Below are 17,301 nucleotides of genomic sequence, written 5' to 3'. Positions count from 1 at the left end.
ATGAATCCTAGGAAAAAATATGATGTAGTTATTGAATCTCCTGGAAGAATTAACCTTATCGGAGAACATGTTGATTATAGTGGTGGCCATGTGCTTCCTGCTGCTATTGATAAAAAAATCACACTACGTTTTTCTAAAAACAATACAAATACCTGTACAGTATATTCTGAAAATTTTAAAAATCATTTTGAAATTAAACTGAATGAACTAAAGAGAAGTGATGTTGAATGGCATAATTATATTATAGGTGTTATTTTTCATATCAACGTATTAAAACCTAATATTATAAAAGGGTTTGATTGTACCATTCATAGCAATCTACCTTTAGGTTCTGGTGTGAGTTCTTCTGCAGCATTAGAATGTGGCGTTGCTAAAGGCTTAAATGAACTTTTTGATATTGGACTTACAGATCTGGAAATTATTACAGTGTCTAAAGATGCTGAACACACATTTGTGGGAACTAAATGTGGAATCATGGATCAATTTGCTGTAGTTAAAGGTACAGAAAATCATTTACTCTTATTAAATTGCGAGACTCTTGATCATCAATTAATACCTGCTGATTTTGGTGATTATCGTATTATTTTATTAAATACAAATGTTTCTCATAACTTAGCTACTAGTGAATATAATGTAAGACGGGATGAGTGTAACACTGCTTTAGAAGCCATCAATAAAAAATACCCTCAATATACTTTACTGGCTCAGGTAACTCCGGAAATTATTCAGGAGTTTGAAAATATTTTACCTCAAAAAATTTTTAATAGAGCGTTATATATTACGAAAGAAAACAGACGAACACTTTATGCTGTTGAATGTCTTAAAAACAAAGACATCAAAAGCTTTGGCGAATGGTTATACAAATCACACAGAGGCTTAACCAACTTATTTGAAGTAAGTTGTAAAGAGTTAGACTTTTTAGTTGACTTTACTCATAACCTAGATTATGTGGTTGGTGCTAGAATGATGGGAGGTGGTTTTGGAGGCTGTACTATTAATATTATTCATAAAGACTATTGTAAAGAATTTATTAACAATATCACTCCTGCATATCAAGAAAAGTTCAACATTAACCTAACACTAATTACCGTAGCAATAAGCAACGGAGTTTCAAAAATATAATCATGGCTTTTAACTCAAAATCGCATAGACGCTATAATATTTTAACAGGGGAATGGATTTTAGTTTCTCCTCATAGAACGAAACGACCTTGGCAAGGAAAAAAGGACAAACCTGTAGTACCTGAAAAAGTACCTTATGATCCTGATTGTTATTTATGCCCAGGAAACACAAGGGCTAGCGGAGTTACTAATCCAAATTACGAAAGCACTTATAGTTTTACTAATGATTTTGCGGCTTTACTAGAAGATCAAACACATGAAACGTATACCGATGGTTTATTAAAAGCTGAAACTGAAGAAGGGATATGCAAAGTCATTTGCTTTTCACCTGATCATTCATTGACTTTACCTTTAATGTCGATAGAAAACATTACTGAAGTTATCAATTTATGGCAACAAGAGTATGATGAACTAGGACAAAAAACGAACATTAACCATGTTCAAATATTTGAAAATAAGGGCGCAATTATGGGATGTAGTAATCCACATCCTCATGGACAGATTTGGGCTCAAAAATCCATTCCTGAAGTTGTTTTACAAAAACAAAAACATCAAAAAAAATATTGGAATGAACATCAAAAAAGCTTATTACAAACTTATGTACAGCAAGAGTTAGATTTAGATGAACGTATCATTTTAAAGAATAATCATTTTGTTGCTTTGGTACCTTTTTGGGCTGTTTGGCCTTATGAAACTATGATTATTCCACTAAAGCATTACCAACACATTGGTCAATTAAACAGTGAAGAAAAAAGGGCTTTTGCTGAAATCATTAAACTATTAACTATTAAATACGATAATCTTTTTCAAACTTCTTTCCCGTATTCCTCAGGAATACACCAAAGTCCAACAGATGTAGAACATCCTGAATGGCATTTTCATATGTCTTTTTATCCTCCGCTTTTACGATCTGCTGAAGTAAAAAAGTTTATGGTTGGATATGAAATGTTTGCTAATGCTCAACGAGATATTACAGCAGAACAAGCCGCCGATACATTAAAAAAATTAGATCTAAAACATTATAGTATCACCTAATTTATAATGAAAAGCACTGTTACTTTAAAAGACATAGCAAAAATTTTAAACGTTTCCATATCAACAGTTTCTAAAGCGTTAAACAACAGCTACGAGATTAGTGAAGAAACTACAAAAAAAGTAAAAGAACTAGCAGAAAGCTTAAACTATATTCCTAACGATGTTGCTAGAAGCTTAAAGTCTAATGTAACTAAAAGAATAGGTGTAATAGTACCGAATGTATTGGATGACTTTTTTGCTAAAATTATTCATGCTATCGAGCGTGAGGCCAATAAATTAAATTATAAACTCATTATTTGCTTATCTAATGATGTATTAACGAAAGAAGCTGATTCTGTATCTTTTTTACTAAATGGAAGTGTTGATGGTATATTGATATCTCTTGCAGAAGAAACTCAAAATAAAAACAACTTTGATCATTTTAAAAACTTAACCAATCGTAATTTCCCTTTGGTAATGTTCGATCGAGTATCAGAAGAAATTACATGTGATAAAATTACTGTTAATGATTTTGAAGCTACATATGATGCTGTTAAATATCTTGTAAAAACGAATTGTAAACATATTGCTTTTCTATCTACCATTGCTAATACAAGTGTAGGAGAATTAAGAACCAAAGGATATTGTAAAGCACTTAAAGATGAGTTATCCGCATCTCCTAATTTGATTAACATCTCTGACTATGAAAAATTTGAAAGTATATTAGGTACTGCCTTACAACATAACAAAATTGATGGATTAATTACTGCTGACCAACTTTCAGCTATTTGTGCTATAAATATCATTCAAAAAAAGGGTTTACATGTACCTAATGACATTGCTGTAATTGGATTTACAGATGGGGCTATTCCAAAATACACTTTACCTTCCTTAACTACTATTAATCAAAAACCTGAAGAAATGGGAAAGCTCGCTTTTAAAACTTTACTAAAACGTATTCAAAATAATGATAGAGGAATAAAAGACATAGTTATAGAAACTGAACTGGTTAAGAGAGCATCTACCTATTAATAAACATATGACTTTTCAATATTAATTATGAATATTTATACTTTAAAAAACAAAAATAATCTTGAACTAGAAATTAGCACTTTGGGAGCTACTATAATAAGCTTGAAAGTTCTTGATAAGAACAACAAATTTGTTAATGTTGTTGTTGGTCTTAACTCTAGTGTCGATTATACTTCAGAAGAGTATTTAAAAAATAACCTATACTTAGGAGCCACAGTAGGTAGATACGCAGGTAGAATTTCTAAGAAAACTCTAGATTTTGGAGGTGAGAAGTATCCAATTCACCATGATAATGGAATTCACTTACATGGTGGTAAAAATGGTTTTGATAAAAAAAATTGGACCCTAGAACACCTAAAAGGAGGAAATAATCCATCTATTACATTATCATATCTAAGCAAACATTTAGAAGAAGGCTACCCTGGAAATCTAAATGTTAGCGTTACTTACATGCTTACTGATACTAATGAACTTTGCATTACTTATACTGCAACTACCGATCAAACTACACATGTAAACTTAACTAATCATGCGTACTTTAACTTGAACGGACAAAACTCTATTTTGGATCATGAATTATTTATTGATAGTAATTATTATTTAGAAGTGAGTAAAGATCTCATACCAACTGGAAAGAAAAAAACAGTGGAAGGAAGTCATTGTGAATTCAATAAAAAAATTAAAATTGAAAACGATTCATTCGAAGGTTTAGATGATACTTTTATTTTAAATGAAAATGAACTTAAAGCAGAAATAAGCGCTGAAACATCAGGTATTGCTATGAAAGTATTCACTAATCAACCTGCTGTAGTTGTCTATACCCCAAAAAGATTTCAAGGCTTAACTTTTAAAGAAGGAGTAAACTATACGGATTATCCTGCTATTTGTTTTGAAACTCAACATTACCCTGATACACCTAGTAATTCACACTTCCCTTCTACTCTACTAACACCCGAAAAAACGTATACAAATCAATCCATATTTAAATTTTCAACATTAGAGTAGGCTTTATTGTACAGTCTGTAATTGCTCTAAAAACCTTACATATTGTGGAGTTTCAGGATGTTCTTTTATTAACTTATTGATTACGTTTTTTGATTGCTCATACTTTCCTGTAGTGTAAAACTGATATGCAAGAGCATATAATAAACTTTCATTATCATTTTCAATTTTTAAACCCTGATAAAGAATTTTTTCAGCATTTACAACATCCCCTTTTTTATTATATAGCAAGCTTAGATTATAATACACACGTATATTTTCAGGCATTTTACCCTGTGCTTTTTTCAACTGTATAATTGCCTCGTCTATTCTATTCTGCTCAGCTAACAGTAAGGCTAACGAATAATACACAGGTCCGTAATCAGGCTCTAACTCTATGACTTTTCTGAATAAACTTTCTGACTTAATAAAATCTTTATTTTGATAATATAAATTGGCTAGAGTTAAACGTACACTATTATTAAGTTCATCTATTTTAAGAGCATTAGCATACCCTTCTATTCCTTTTTGAAGATCTCCTTTTTTAAGGAAATAATTTGCTTTTTTAATTCTTCCTCCTACAAAATCTGAATTTGTATTTATATGCTTCCAAAACTCTTTTTCAACATTATCATAATTAGTTCTGAAAGTTTCTGGAATTTCATTTTTAGGAAGTCCGGTTAATCCATAAAAAGCTTTAATTCTAACACTTCTTTTCGGATCTTTTAAAAGTGGTAAGAAATAAGAAATATAACTACTATCGTTAATTTCACTCAAAACATCAATACTTGTTGCTCTAACCAATGAAGAATCATCATCTAATAAATCGATATACTCTTTCACAAAAATAGTTGCATTATATTTAGCTAAAGCTTTAACTGCTGAAGCTCTAATAATTTCTGGATGTTTTGTATTATTTATTAACGATAATAATCCTTTATGACCCTCTTCTTTTCCTTGAATTCCTGGGATTAACTTTTCAGAAAAATGAATAGAATCTACTTCTCCATATAACTTTTTAAATGAATTCCATGCCCACTCATTATCTTTATCTTTATGACAATTAGCACAGGCATTCGGTGTGCCATATTGTAAACTTAAATCTGGACGTGGTACTCTTAAACTATGATCTCTCCTAAAATCATTCCCCATATAATATTTTCCAGGCATATGGCAGTTGACACATTTTGACCCTTTCGAATTTAAAGGGTGCTTATGATGCTGTATAGTGTTATATTTTTGAGGTTCATGACATTGAGCACATAATTTATTCCCTTCAAACTTTAACTCTAATGAATGTGCATTATGACAGTTGGTACACGTAATATTATTCTGATACATTTTGCTTTGTACAAAAGAACCGTAAACATACACCTCATCCAAAATTTGTCCGTCTGCATGGTACCGTTCTTCTTCAATCAACTGAGGAAAATAATGATCTAACATTGTGTCTTTATAATCATAAGCTTCAGAAAATTGCTCTCTTCTCATATGACAACGTGCACATTGATTCACTAATTCTTTCGGTGATGTGTTGGATGTCATTACCATAGTACCTGTATCTATATATTTATTCCCTAATCTAGTAGCATCATCAACATGCTGTTTTCCCGGACCATGACATGCTTCACAACTTACATTTATGATCGAAAACTTCGTATTAAAACTATCTGTTTCTTCTGAGTAATTTTTTCTAACATTCGTGGAGTGACAATCGGCACACATAGTATTCCAGTTTAATCCTCCTCTAGACCAGTGTAACCATTCTGAATTTACAATTTTAAAATCAGGATACAAATCAAACCATTTTCCTTCTTTGCAGTCCCATGCTGTTCGTAAACATTGATAACGACCATTGGGAAATTTCACTATGTATTGCTGCAATGGAAAAACTCCAAATGCATACACGATTTTATAATCATGGTAATTTCCGTCTGGCCCTTCAGTATTTACATAAAAGTCCTTTCCTTTTGTAAAAAATCTTGACTTTACCCCTTGGCTACTAAAAACTTTGTTATTGAAATCTCCCAATACGGTACTGGTATCAGCAACTTGCATAGCTTTATCATGATGAGAACCTCTCCACTCCTTAAACTCTTCTTTATGACATTCTTTACATTTCTGATCTCCTAAAAAAATACTATCAGTCATTTTTTGATAAGAAAAAGAATTCTGCTGGTTAGCAACTGTTTGATATGGTTTTTCTTCTTTACATGAAGTTAAAAAACAATAACATGTTAATACTAAGAATACGTACTTAATTGGTTTCACTAAATAGGTCTTTAAAAGTGATAAATTTATAGCAAAATGAACAAGATAAACTCATTGATTTTATCTGACTTATACACTAAGAAACCGCTAAAAGGATAAATAAATGTAAGTAGAAGATAAAATACAACTATTACTCATTACCTCTATTTTGTTATTTAGCTTATTACTAAACAATTAAAACCAAAAAAATTCAATTAAGTACAAAAGTAATGTTTAAAAAAAGATACTTATTTACATTCAAAATTAGTTATCTATTAGTTTTCAGCTTATTAACTATAAGTTGTACCAATAATGACAATAAGCCTTCTCAAAATAGTGATACTGATGATCAAACATCAAAAGTATTTCCTTTAACAGACCCTAATAATTCTGGAAATTGGGTATTAAATACCTCAATAAGTGATGAATTTGAAGGAAATAAACTAAATGAAGATAAATGGCATATACAAGGAACAAATGGAGTTTATGTGTCTAACTTTGTAGGTAGGTCTCCTTCACAATTTTCTACAGATAATGTTCGTGTAGAAGATGGTATGCTAAAGCTAGAAACCCGATGGGAACCTGATTATAACTTTAATCCTAAAGTTGATAAAAATGGAGATCCATATGAAAATATTACTACTGCAGCCGTTATATCTAAGAGTGAGTTTGTGTATGGATATTTAGAAGTAAAAACTAAAGCTGCCGATGCTGAAATAACCAGTTCGTTTTGGGCTACTGGAAACAATACAGAACTAGACTTTTTTGAAATGTTTGGAGACCACAAACAACCTCATAAATTAGATAAAGAAAGAGAATTATGGTGGTCCATTCATGATTGGACAGCTGATGGGCAAGGAAGAACAACTTATACGGAACATCATGATTTAGGATTTAAGGTAGTGGATGGATTTCATATTTATGGATATGAATGGAGTGAAAATGGGATAAAGGTATATGTAGATGGACAATTATTAAGCGAAGCTCCTAGAGATGTTATTAATGCTTATGATGATATTACAAATAATAACGGAGGAAATGGAAGTAAACAGAACTACGTTACAACCTTTCCTGTAAGAGTATGGTTCGATCAAGAAACATTTCCTTGGCATGGTGTACCAAATAGTAAAGAGGAAGTTGGTGGAGATGGTAGCATTGATTTTGAAATTGAATACATCAGAGTTTGGCAAAAACAATAGATTTTAATTAAATAGCAATACAATTTTAACCCTATTTTTTTATTAGGGTTAGATTTATGATACTAATACATATGAAGATTATATATTTCCCTAGATTACTAACAGTTATAACATTTTTAATGCTAACTAACTGTACTTTTTCTAAAAAGACTGATTCAGATAGCAATAAACACGCATCAAAAAATACAGTATTAAATACTGAAACACAAAAATCTGTTCCAAACATTCTACTTATTCTATGCGATGATCTTGGTTATTCTGATGTTGGTTTTAATGGTGCTAAAGACATAAAGACTCCTGCTTTAGATAATCTTGCTGAAAACGGAACTATTTTAACTTCTGCTTATGTTGCACATCCTTTTTGTGGACCAAGTAGAACAAGCATTATGACTGGAAGATACGCACACAAAATTGGAGGTCAGTTCAACTTACCTAGGGCACATCAAAATGCAGGTTTAGGAGTAACTACTAAAGAGCAATATATTAGTAAAACATTACAAAAAGCAGGTTATTATACTGGTGCTGTTGGTAAATGGCATTTAGGAACCGTTCAAAAATACCATCCGAATAACAGAGGTTTTGATGATTTTTATGGTTTTCTAGGTGGTGGACATAATTATTTCCCTAAACAATTTAAAGCAGAATATGAAAAACAAAAAGCTAATGGTAATACTGAAATTAGAGATTATATAACTCCACTTGAATTCAATGGAAAAGAAGTGGACGAAAATGAATATATTACTGATGCTCTCTCCAGAGAAGCTGTAAACTTTATTGATAGAGCTAATCAAAAAGAAAAACCTTTTTTCTTATACCTTTCATATAATGCACCTCATACTCCACTAGAAGCAAAAGAAGAAGATGTAAAACACTACCAACACATTAAAGATAAAAAAAGAAGAATTTATGCCGGAATGGTTCATGCCGTGGATAGAGGAATAGCAAATGTTGTTGAAACACTTAGAAAAAACAAACAATTAGATAATACCTTAATTGTATTTTTTAGTGATAATGGTGGTAAACTCAGTAAAGGCGCAACTAATTTTCCTCTAACAGCTGGTAAAGGAAGTACTCATGAAGGAGGCTACAGAGTGCCTATGTTCTTCCACTGGCCAAACGTAGTACCTTCTGGGGTTAAATTTCAACACCCTGTATCTGCTTTAGATTTATATCCAACACTCACTTCTTTAGGAAAAGCTGAATTACCAACAGGTAAAATTCTTGATGGTAAAGATATATGGGCTGATTTTTTAGCGGGTAAAAATCCATATCAAGACAAAAACATTTATGCTTTAAGGCACAGAATAGAGTTTGATAATTATACTGATGTAGGTGTACGAAAAAACAATTGGAAAGCGCTTAAAGTGAAAAATAACAACTGGACTTTATATGATTTAGATAATGATCCTGGTGAAGAAAATAATCTTAGTAAATCACACCCTGAACTATTAGAAAATTTAGTTGAAGAAACTAAGAAATGGAGTGAAACCAACCAACAACCTTTATGGTTTCATAATGAAAGAACTTATTTACAATGGGAGAAAAATAATATGCCTCATTTCGAACAAACTTTTAAGATTAAATAAAAAACATGGTACAAAACATTAAGTTCATACTAATTATCTGCATACTACTAACAACTAATATTATTAGTTCACAAAATAAAAAAAAAGACGTATCTGTTTCTGTTGTTAAAAATTATAAAAATTGGAAATGGGATGAAGTATTTGTGGCTAAGAACAAATTTATAAGTATTGCTGTTGTTCCTGATGCTGCTGGAAGAGTTTTAGAGTATAATTTAGGAGATGTCCCTTCGCTTTGGATTAATCCTAAACTTTTTGGAAAATCGTTCTCTTCTGATGAGAATGTTAAAATAAAAGATTGGAGAAATTTTGGAGGATACAGACTTGTCCCAATTCCTGTTAAAAACTGTGCTGTAAATAAAAATGGGAAAAAAGTAAAAAGATGGCCACCTCCAGTTAGTATTGGTGATGCTCCTTATCAGGCTAAAATCACAAACAAAGACAACATAAAATCTATTGATGTTGTTTCTGGTGTACAGAATTTACCTGTCCCTATTTTTGATAGAAAAACCCAAAGTTTTTCTATACCACAAAAAATTGACGAACAATTACAGTACAGTCGTACATTACATATACAGGAAAATAGTAGCTTGGTATTTATAAATCATACATTAAAAAATAAAGGTGTAAATACCATAAAAAGAGGATTAAAAATATCGAGTCAGCATGTTTCTCGTAGTAAACCAGAATTAGAGGATGGTGAAAATTTTGTTGCACATATTCCTTTCAGTGAAGAATATAAGTTACCTCAAAACAAACAGTATGAAATAAGTGTAACACCAGAATCTAGATGGAGATACATCAATAGAAATAGAATGAAATTAGATAAAAACAACCCTGAACATGTTAAAAAATATTTCAATCATGGAACCAATTGGACAGGAGTAGTTGCTCCGGGGATTTATGAAACGCATTATGATTATTACTTAATGGGCGGAATACAAATGATTGCTTCTAAATCTTGGCTTAGTTATGTTAATAAAATAGAGAATACTGTTTTTGTAAAAATATTTGAACCCTACAATCCTGAGTTAGTATATGAAGACGGAGCAAACAGTGTTATTTTTCATAGTGGATTAGAAGACGGATATCTAGAAACAGAAATAAAAACTCCTATTTATACTTTACAACCTAAAGAAAGTTTCAATTACAAGGAAATACATGGAGCTGCTAAAATAATATCAACCCCAATATTAGATGTTAATACAACTGGAGTTATCACTAAAAAAATAGCCTTTAATAAAAACAATGGAACTATTACTGGAGAATATGGTGTGTTTAAAGAAGGGATAGCAGTTATACGTATTTATAAAAAAAATGGAACGGAGGAAATTAATCTTGAAAAAGTCTCTCCCTTAAAAGCATTTTCAATGCAATTTTCTTCTATAAAAATACCCAATGCAACGTCAATTGAACTTTTAATTAAAACAGCTAACAACACTTATCATGTTTTAGATACTTTGACTTTTTAAATTAAATTATTCCTACTCTAAACACCAACTTTAGAGACACACTTTTAAAATTGGTTTTTACATTAACTCTATTGGCAATGTAAGAACCAATTCTTTTTTAAAAAGACTAAATCTATCAAATCAAAAGAATTAAAATTAACAATATTGTTTCTCAAAAAACACAATTAATAAACCTTAGCTTTTTTTTACTTTAATCTCTTCATACCTTAAGAAACAGCACAAACTTAAATTATTTACGATATCGACATTTTAAGTAGTGTTAAATTGTTTTTTTAATATTTATGAATCTATTTAATTGTATTTTGTAAATTTGATGCATATACAATTATTTTATAACCATTAGTTTACTGTAGACTTTTTTAAGACACTGCATGTAAAAAGTTAATATTGAATTAAAATGAAGTTAGTGCTAAAACACACCGAGGAAACAATCAATAAAAGACTTAATATTACCAAGAAACAAACTCCATGTTTAGATTCTTCTTGGCATTATCATGCACAATATGAACTTATTTATATATCTATTAGTCATGGTATTCGTTTTGTTGGTGATAGCGTTTCTCAATTTTATGCAGGAGACTTAGTTTTAGTAGGACCATATTTACCACATTTATGGCTTAACAAACCTTCTCATTATGGAGAGGATTTAAATGATGAAAAAGTAAATACTATTGTTTTAAAGTTTACTGATGATTTTATAGGAGAAGGAACTTTTAACAATCCTGAATTCTTTAAGATCAAAAAAATGCTAGATCAATCTAAGTATGGTATTAGTTTTGGAAATATTGTAAGTCAAAAATTACATAAAGAATTAATCAATATCGATAGATTATCTACTGCTGAACAATCTATACAATTATTAAACATTTTAAATCAGTTATCTTTAACTAAAGACCAAGAAATTCTTTCTTCTACGGACATGCGTCAGTACACTTCTGAAAACACTGATAAAATTGATACCGTTTTAAAATACATATCTGATAATTATGCCAATAATATCAGTTTAGAAGACATTTCTAGTATTGCTTGTATGACTACAAATTCTTTTTGTCGTTTCTTTAAAAAGGCAACTAACAAATCATTTACTCAATTTTTAAACGAAGTTCGCATTCGTAACGCTTCTCGCTACCTCGTTCAGAATAACCTATCTGTTTCTGAGGTTTCTTATTTAGTAGGGTATAATTCTATCACTAATTTTAACAAGCAGTTTAAGCAAATTATGGGTAGTACTCCTAAAAGTTATAGGGAAGCTATTTAAAATTAATCTTCAACCTGAAGGTTCTTTTTCATATTATCTTTTTTTTACATTCTTATTAGTGAATGTGCAAATTTTACCTTGCTTTTTTACAATTTACACACTCAAGGGTAAAAATGGAGTAGTAAGAGATAATATTGAACGACCCCAGTACTTCCATTTTCTATAATTTTAAAATCGGAAAAACCACTTAACGTTACATTAACTTTTTGTTTAAAATATAATTACAAAATTCATAAATATTCATATTTAGAATATCTAACAAGAAATATTTCTAAACAATAAAGTTGAAAATTCAATAATAATTAAATTTTCATTTTATGAAAAAAACAAAATCACTTAAAGTTCATCAAAACTTTATTAGGTTGAATTGTTTTGATTTAAATACATTATTTAAAAGGCTATGCTTATTATTAATTGCTACTTCTTTAAGTAGTTATAAAGCTTTTGCAGTTATTTCTTTCGAAGCAGAAACATCAAATTCAACAACAACAGTACAACAACAACAAATATCTGGAACTGTTACAGATAGCGAAGGTCCCTTACCTGGAGTAAATGTCTTCGTAAAAGGTACAACTACAGGAGTTGATACAGATTTTGATGGAAATTACACTATACCTATTTCTGACGAAAATGCTGTATTAGTTTTCTCTTATGTAGGATATAAAGTACAAGAAGTAGTTGTAGGAAATCAAAAAGTAATTGATGTCGTTTTAGTACCTGAAGATGCTCAATTAGATGAAGTAGTTATTTTAGGATATACTACTAGGAAAAAAGGAGAATTAACAGGTGCTGTTGGAAAAATAAGTGATGAAGTTATTCAAAGATCGTCTAGCAAAGATATTGCTAAATCATTATCGGGTCGAGTTACTGGTCTTAACATTATAGATAGAGGAGGAATACCTGGTGCTGGAAATGGAAATGGTAACGATACAAATGATGATGCCACTACAGTATTAGTAAGAGGTAGAGCAACTACAGGTAATAACTCACCATTAATACTTATTGATGGAGTACAAGCAGTTACCTTCTCGAATTTATCTCCTGAAGACATCGAATCATTAACCGTTTTAAAAGATGGAGCTGCCGCTATTTATGGTTCAAGAGCAGCCAATGGGGTTATTTTAATTACTACTAAGAGAGGTAAAATAGGTGCTCCTAGAATAAATGTAAGTAGTTCTTACACTGTTTCTTCTTTTACTCAGCGTCCAGAAATCATGAACGCAAGACAATATGCTATTTATGAAAATGAAATAGATGCTAGACAACGTATATTAGACCCTACTATTTCTGGTCCAATTCCATTTTCTCCAGAAACAATCGCACGATTTGGAACAGATCCTATTTTATTTCCAGATACTAATTGGGTAGACGTTACATTCGCTGACTTTGCTCCTGAATCTCGTAATACAATCTCTATCTCAGGAGGTGGAGAAGCTGTAAAATATTTTGTTAGTGCTGATGCAATCAGACAAGATGGAATGTTTAGATCAAGATCTTTAAAGTTTAATCAAAACCAAGTTCGTTCAAATTTAGATATCAAAGTTACTGACGATATTAAATTAGGAATAGATTTAGCTGGAATTTTTGGAGATAGAAGTCAACCTGGAGTAGATTTAGGTAATATTTATAAACACATCTACACCAATTTACCTACAGAAGTTGGAATTTATCCAAATGGATTACCTGCAAGAGGAGGAGAAAATGGACAAAACCCTTTTATCATGTCTAGTAATCAATCTGGTTTTATTAACACAGAAGACACTAACTTAAGAGGTAGATTTTCTTTTGATTATTCATTTGACAAATATGTTCCTGGACTTAAATTTAAAAGTTTCTTAGGAATACGTAAAAACGTAACTAAAATTAAGTCTTGGTATACACCTTGGACATACTATACGTTTAATCAAGGAACAAATGAATACATTCCAAACACAGGATTCTCACAAAGAGGGGAAGAAAGAATTTTACGTGAAACAACTAACACATTCGACCAAACTTTATTAAATGCAACATTACATTACTCTAAAACATTTGGTAATCATTCTATAACTACTTTTGCTGGTTTAGAAAAATTAGATTCAGAAGTAACCAACTTCTTTGGAGAAAGAACAGGTGGTTTCCCTTCTTCTGAAGTACCTGAACTTTTTGCTGGTGATCGTGAAAACACAAATTCAAACGGTTCTTCAGGTGAAGGTGCTAGATTTGATATTTTCGGTGCATTCTCATATGATTTTAGTAAGAAATATTTTGTAGACTTTACTATTCGTCGTGACGGATCAAGTAACTTCGGACCAGGAAATAGGTTTGGTATTTTTCCTAGTGTAGCTGTAGCATGGGCTATTCATGAAGAAAACTTCTTAAGTAATGTAGAGTGGATTAACGCTTTAAAATTAAGAGCTTCTTGGGGACAACTAGGAAATGACCGTATTGCTCCTTTCCAATTTTTATCTCGTTTTAACTTTGGAAATACAAACCCAAATACTCCTCAACCAAATTTTTACGCTTTTGGAGTTAATGGTGCAGTACTTAACGGTTTTTCATCTGCAATTGAACCTAATCCAAACGTAACTTGGGAAAACTCAATACAACAAAATATTGGTTTAACTTTTTCTTTCCTAGATAGTAGATTATCAGGAGACGTTAACTATTACTTTGAAAAAAGAACAGATTTATTAACACAAAGAGCTGCTAGTATACCTGACTATGTTGGATTATTAGCTAATGAAATACCTGATGAAAACTTTGGTGAAGTTGATAACTTTGGTTGGGAGGTAGAACTGTCTTGGGCAGATAAAGTTGGTAATGTGGAATATAATTTTGGTGGAAACATATCAACCAATGATAATGAAATTGTTTTTGTAGATGAACCAAGTAATGTACCTGAAGCATTAAAAACAGAAGGTAGAACTCTAGGAAGTTATATAGTACAACCAACAGCAGGAATCTTTCAAGATCAAGCTCAGGTAGATGCTACAGCGGTAAAATTACCAAACACAGTTGAAGGTGAACCTATTTATATAGATACTAACGGAGATGGTGTAATAGATGATGGAGATAGAATTCGAACAAACTCTTCAAATGTACCTAGAATTCAATATGGTTTCTATGGAGGTTTTAAATACAATAATTTTGATTTTAACTTTTTATTCCAAGGACAAGCAGATGCAGAAACACTAGTATTCTTTGATCAATCAGGATCAAAACCTGTACATGTCTTTGAAAACAGATGGACGCCAGATAACAGAAATGCTAGATACCCAAGAGCTTTTGCACAAAACGATAGATTTAGTGGAAATCAAAGTGGTGATATAGACAACTTTATTGGTGCAGACTTTTGGTTACACGATGCTTCTTTCTTAAGATTAAAAGAAGTTGAATTAGCATATACAATCAATAAAAAAGTCGCAAAAATAGGAGACATTCGCTTATTCCTAAGAGGATTTAACTTATTTACTATGTTCTCTGAAATTGCTGACTTAGGTTTAGATCCTGAAGCTACAGGATATAACAACTTTAGAGGGTCTACATACTCTGGTTTAAAGAGTTATACTCTAGGTGTCAACTTTAATTTTTAACATTTAAAAATCGAAAAAATGAAAACAATAAAAATTATTTTCGCTTTTATGACACTATTTCTAACGCTAGGTTGTGAAGAAGCTTTAGAGATAGAATCAAGAAATACATTTACGGAAGATTTCGTGTATAGTGATCCAGATCAGCTAGAACGTTTAGTATATACATCGTACAACAGTACTGAAAGTTGGGGACTAAATAAATTCATCTGGTGGTCTAGACGATTTAATATTGAAGGAGCATCTTTTGAAGCGAAGTTTAACTTCAGAGATTTAGATCAATATCGATTAAGAGCAGGTTGGAACCCTAATAACGTAGGCGTTTTCAGAGATCAATGGAGAAAATACTATAGTTATATCCGTGATATTTTAGTTTTTCTTGAGAATGTAGATGAAAGTGAGGCCATGAAAGTTGATCCTCAAAGGGTGAATATTTTAAAAGCTGAAATGAAATTCTTACTTGCTAACACTTATAGTAAGCTAATAAAATACTATGGTGGTGTCCCTTTAATCGATAGAGCTTTAGGCATAAAAGAAGATTTCACAATTCCAAGAGCAAGTTACGAAGCATGTGTCGATTTTATTGTTAAAAATTTAGATGAAGCCGCAGAAGTATTACCATTAACAAGACCTGATAATGAGTTTGGTAGAGCGACAAAATTAGCAGCATTAGCCGTAAAATCTAGGACATTATTATATGCAGCAAGTATTTTACATGACCCTTCAACATCTCCTAGTGGTCCGTTATATGACTATACTAAAGCTACAAAATGGCAAGATGCAGCAGATGCTGCTAAAGCTGTAATAGATGAAGTTGGAGCTAGAGATTTAATAGCTGTATCAGATGCTAAATCATATGGAGATTTATTCTTATCTCCTAACCAAGATATCTTATTTGCTAGACCTTTTGGTGGTACTTTATTTGACTTTGGTACGGATGTAAACTCATTATGGAACCAAACACAAGCTCCAAGTGGTTATGGTGGATGGGCTTTAAGTTCTCCTTCTCATAATTTTGCATTGTTATATAACATGAATGACGGTTCTTCTACCTCAGGAGCTCTATATGACCCTGCAAATCCAAATGATAACAGAGAAATGAGATACTATGCCACATTAAACTTTAATGGAGCACAGTATAGAGATAGAGATGTTCAATATTTTGAGTCTAGAGACATTGATGTTTTTCCACATGGATTAGATTCTCCATTTGGTTTAGGAAATGTTTTACATTCCTCTAAAACAGGATATAACATTAGAAAATTTCAAGATGAATCTGTAGGTTTAACAGAACCATCAGCTGGTCGTCCTTATATATTATATCGTTTGGCTGAAATTTATTTAAACTATGCTGAAGCAAACTTCCAACTTGGAGATGAAGATACTGCTAGAGAATATCTTAATAAAGTTTCAACAAGAGCTTTACAACCTATGATTACAGCAACTGGAACTGATCTTTTAGAAGCTATAAAAAGGGAGAGAAGAATTGAATTATCTTTCGAAGGTCATAATTTCTTTGATGAAAGAAGATGGATGAATACAGCTAATTTAGGTTTTGAAGTTAGAGGTTTAAAATGGTATAAAGAAACAGATGGTAGTTTTACTAATGAAGAATATACTGTAGTTACTAGGCCATGGTTTGATAGACAATATTATTTACCAATACCACAAACTGAGATTAATAAAACTTCACCTCCATTAGCACAAAATGATGGATACTAAAACAATAAACACTTTTGTAGATTATTTGAATTATATTATTTACTAATTAGGTAATACCGAGGCTAGTCTCGGTATTACTTATTTAAAAGAAATAGCT

At 31.2% G+C, this 17,301-nt stretch carries 11 protein-coding genes; 10 read left to right on the top strand and 1 reads right to left on the bottom strand.

The genetic code is table 11. The features are described 5' to 3' along the window. The 4 genes from galK to BVC87_RS19425 are packed head-to-tail and all read left to right on the top strand — an operon-like array spanning nt 1 to nt 4,172. Entirely contained in the window at nt 1-1,122 is a 1,122-nt protein-coding gene (gene galK / locus BVC87_RS19440; protein WP_234974698.1) for a galactokinase, read from the top strand. 2 nt (nt 1,123-1,124) lie between these two features. Then, nucleotides 1,125-2,156: a UDP-glucose--hexose-1-phosphate uridylyltransferase gene (locus tag BVC87_RS19435; RefSeq protein ID WP_075344073.1), complete on the top strand. Its 1,032-nt coding sequence runs from the start codon at nt 1,125-1,127 to the stop codon at nt 2,154-2,156. A gap of 6 nt (nt 2,157-2,162) precedes the next feature. After that, nucleotides 2,163-3,167: a LacI family DNA-binding transcriptional regulator gene (locus tag BVC87_RS19430; RefSeq protein ID WP_075344072.1), complete on the top strand. Its 1,005-nt coding sequence runs from the start codon at nt 2,163-2,165 to the stop codon at nt 3,165-3,167. A gap of 27 nt (nt 3,168-3,194) precedes the next feature. Further along, on the top strand, nt 3,195-4,172 hold the full coding sequence (locus tag BVC87_RS19425) for an aldose epimerase family protein (protein WP_075344071.1): 978 nt from the start codon (nt 3,195-3,197) through the stop codon (nt 4,170-4,172). Between the two features lie 3 nt (nt 4,173-4,175). Here the strand turns inward: BVC87_RS19425 and BVC87_RS19420 are convergent, their stop codons facing one another. Further along, complete coding sequence (locus BVC87_RS19420) at nt 4,176-6,299, bottom strand: tetratricopeptide repeat protein (protein ID WP_099098866.1); 2,124 nt, start codon at nt 6,297-6,299, stop codon at nt 4,176-4,178. A gap of 329 nt (nt 6,300-6,628) precedes the next feature. Here BVC87_RS19420 and BVC87_RS19415 point away from each other — a divergent pair, with 329 nt between their 5' ends. From BVC87_RS19415 to BVC87_RS19390, 6 genes are all read left to right on the top strand, one after another. Continuing rightward, a complete protein-coding gene (locus BVC87_RS19415; protein WP_075344070.1) occupies nt 6,629-7,597 on the top strand; it encodes a family 16 glycosylhydrolase in 969 nt (322 codons plus the stop codon). A 71-nt stretch (nt 7,598-7,668) separates the two neighbouring features. Continuing rightward, nucleotides 7,669-9,183: a sulfatase-like hydrolase/transferase gene (locus BVC87_RS19410; protein WP_075344069.1), complete on the top strand. Its 1,515-nt coding sequence runs from the start codon at nt 7,669-7,671 to the stop codon at nt 9,181-9,183. 5 nt (nt 9,184-9,188) lie between these two features. Further along, nucleotides 9,189-10,652, top strand: a complete 1,464-nt coding sequence (locus tag BVC87_RS19405) for a hypothetical protein (RefSeq protein WP_075344068.1) — start codon at nt 9,189-9,191, stop codon at nt 10,650-10,652. A 397-nt stretch (nt 10,653-11,049) separates the two neighbouring features. Further along, nucleotides 11,050-11,910 carry an AraC family transcriptional regulator gene (locus BVC87_RS19400; protein WP_075344067.1) on the top strand — a complete coding sequence of 287 codons (861 nt, stop codon included), beginning with the start codon at nt 11,050-11,052 and terminating at the stop codon, nt 11,908-11,910. A gap of 317 nt (nt 11,911-12,227) precedes the next feature. Then, a complete protein-coding gene (locus BVC87_RS19395) occupies nt 12,228-15,485 on the top strand; it encodes a SusC/RagA family TonB-linked outer membrane protein (RefSeq protein ID WP_075344066.1) in 3,258 nt (1,085 codons plus the stop codon). A gap of 18 nt (nt 15,486-15,503) precedes the next feature. Next, nucleotides 15,504-17,204, top strand: a complete 1,701-nt coding sequence (locus tag BVC87_RS19390) for a RagB/SusD family nutrient uptake outer membrane protein (RefSeq protein ID WP_075344065.1) — start codon at nt 15,504-15,506, stop codon at nt 17,202-17,204. The last annotated feature ends 97 nt before the right edge of the window (nt 17,205-17,301 follow it).

Origin of the sequence: Tenacibaculum agarivorans, from assembly GCF_001936575.1 — a bacterium.
Taxonomy (GTDB): domain Bacteria; phylum Bacteroidota; class Bacteroidia; order Flavobacteriales; family Flavobacteriaceae; genus Polaribacter; species Polaribacter agarivorans.
Note: the sequence above shows the minus strand (reverse complement) of the source record. Positions and strands in the feature narration are given on the sequence as shown.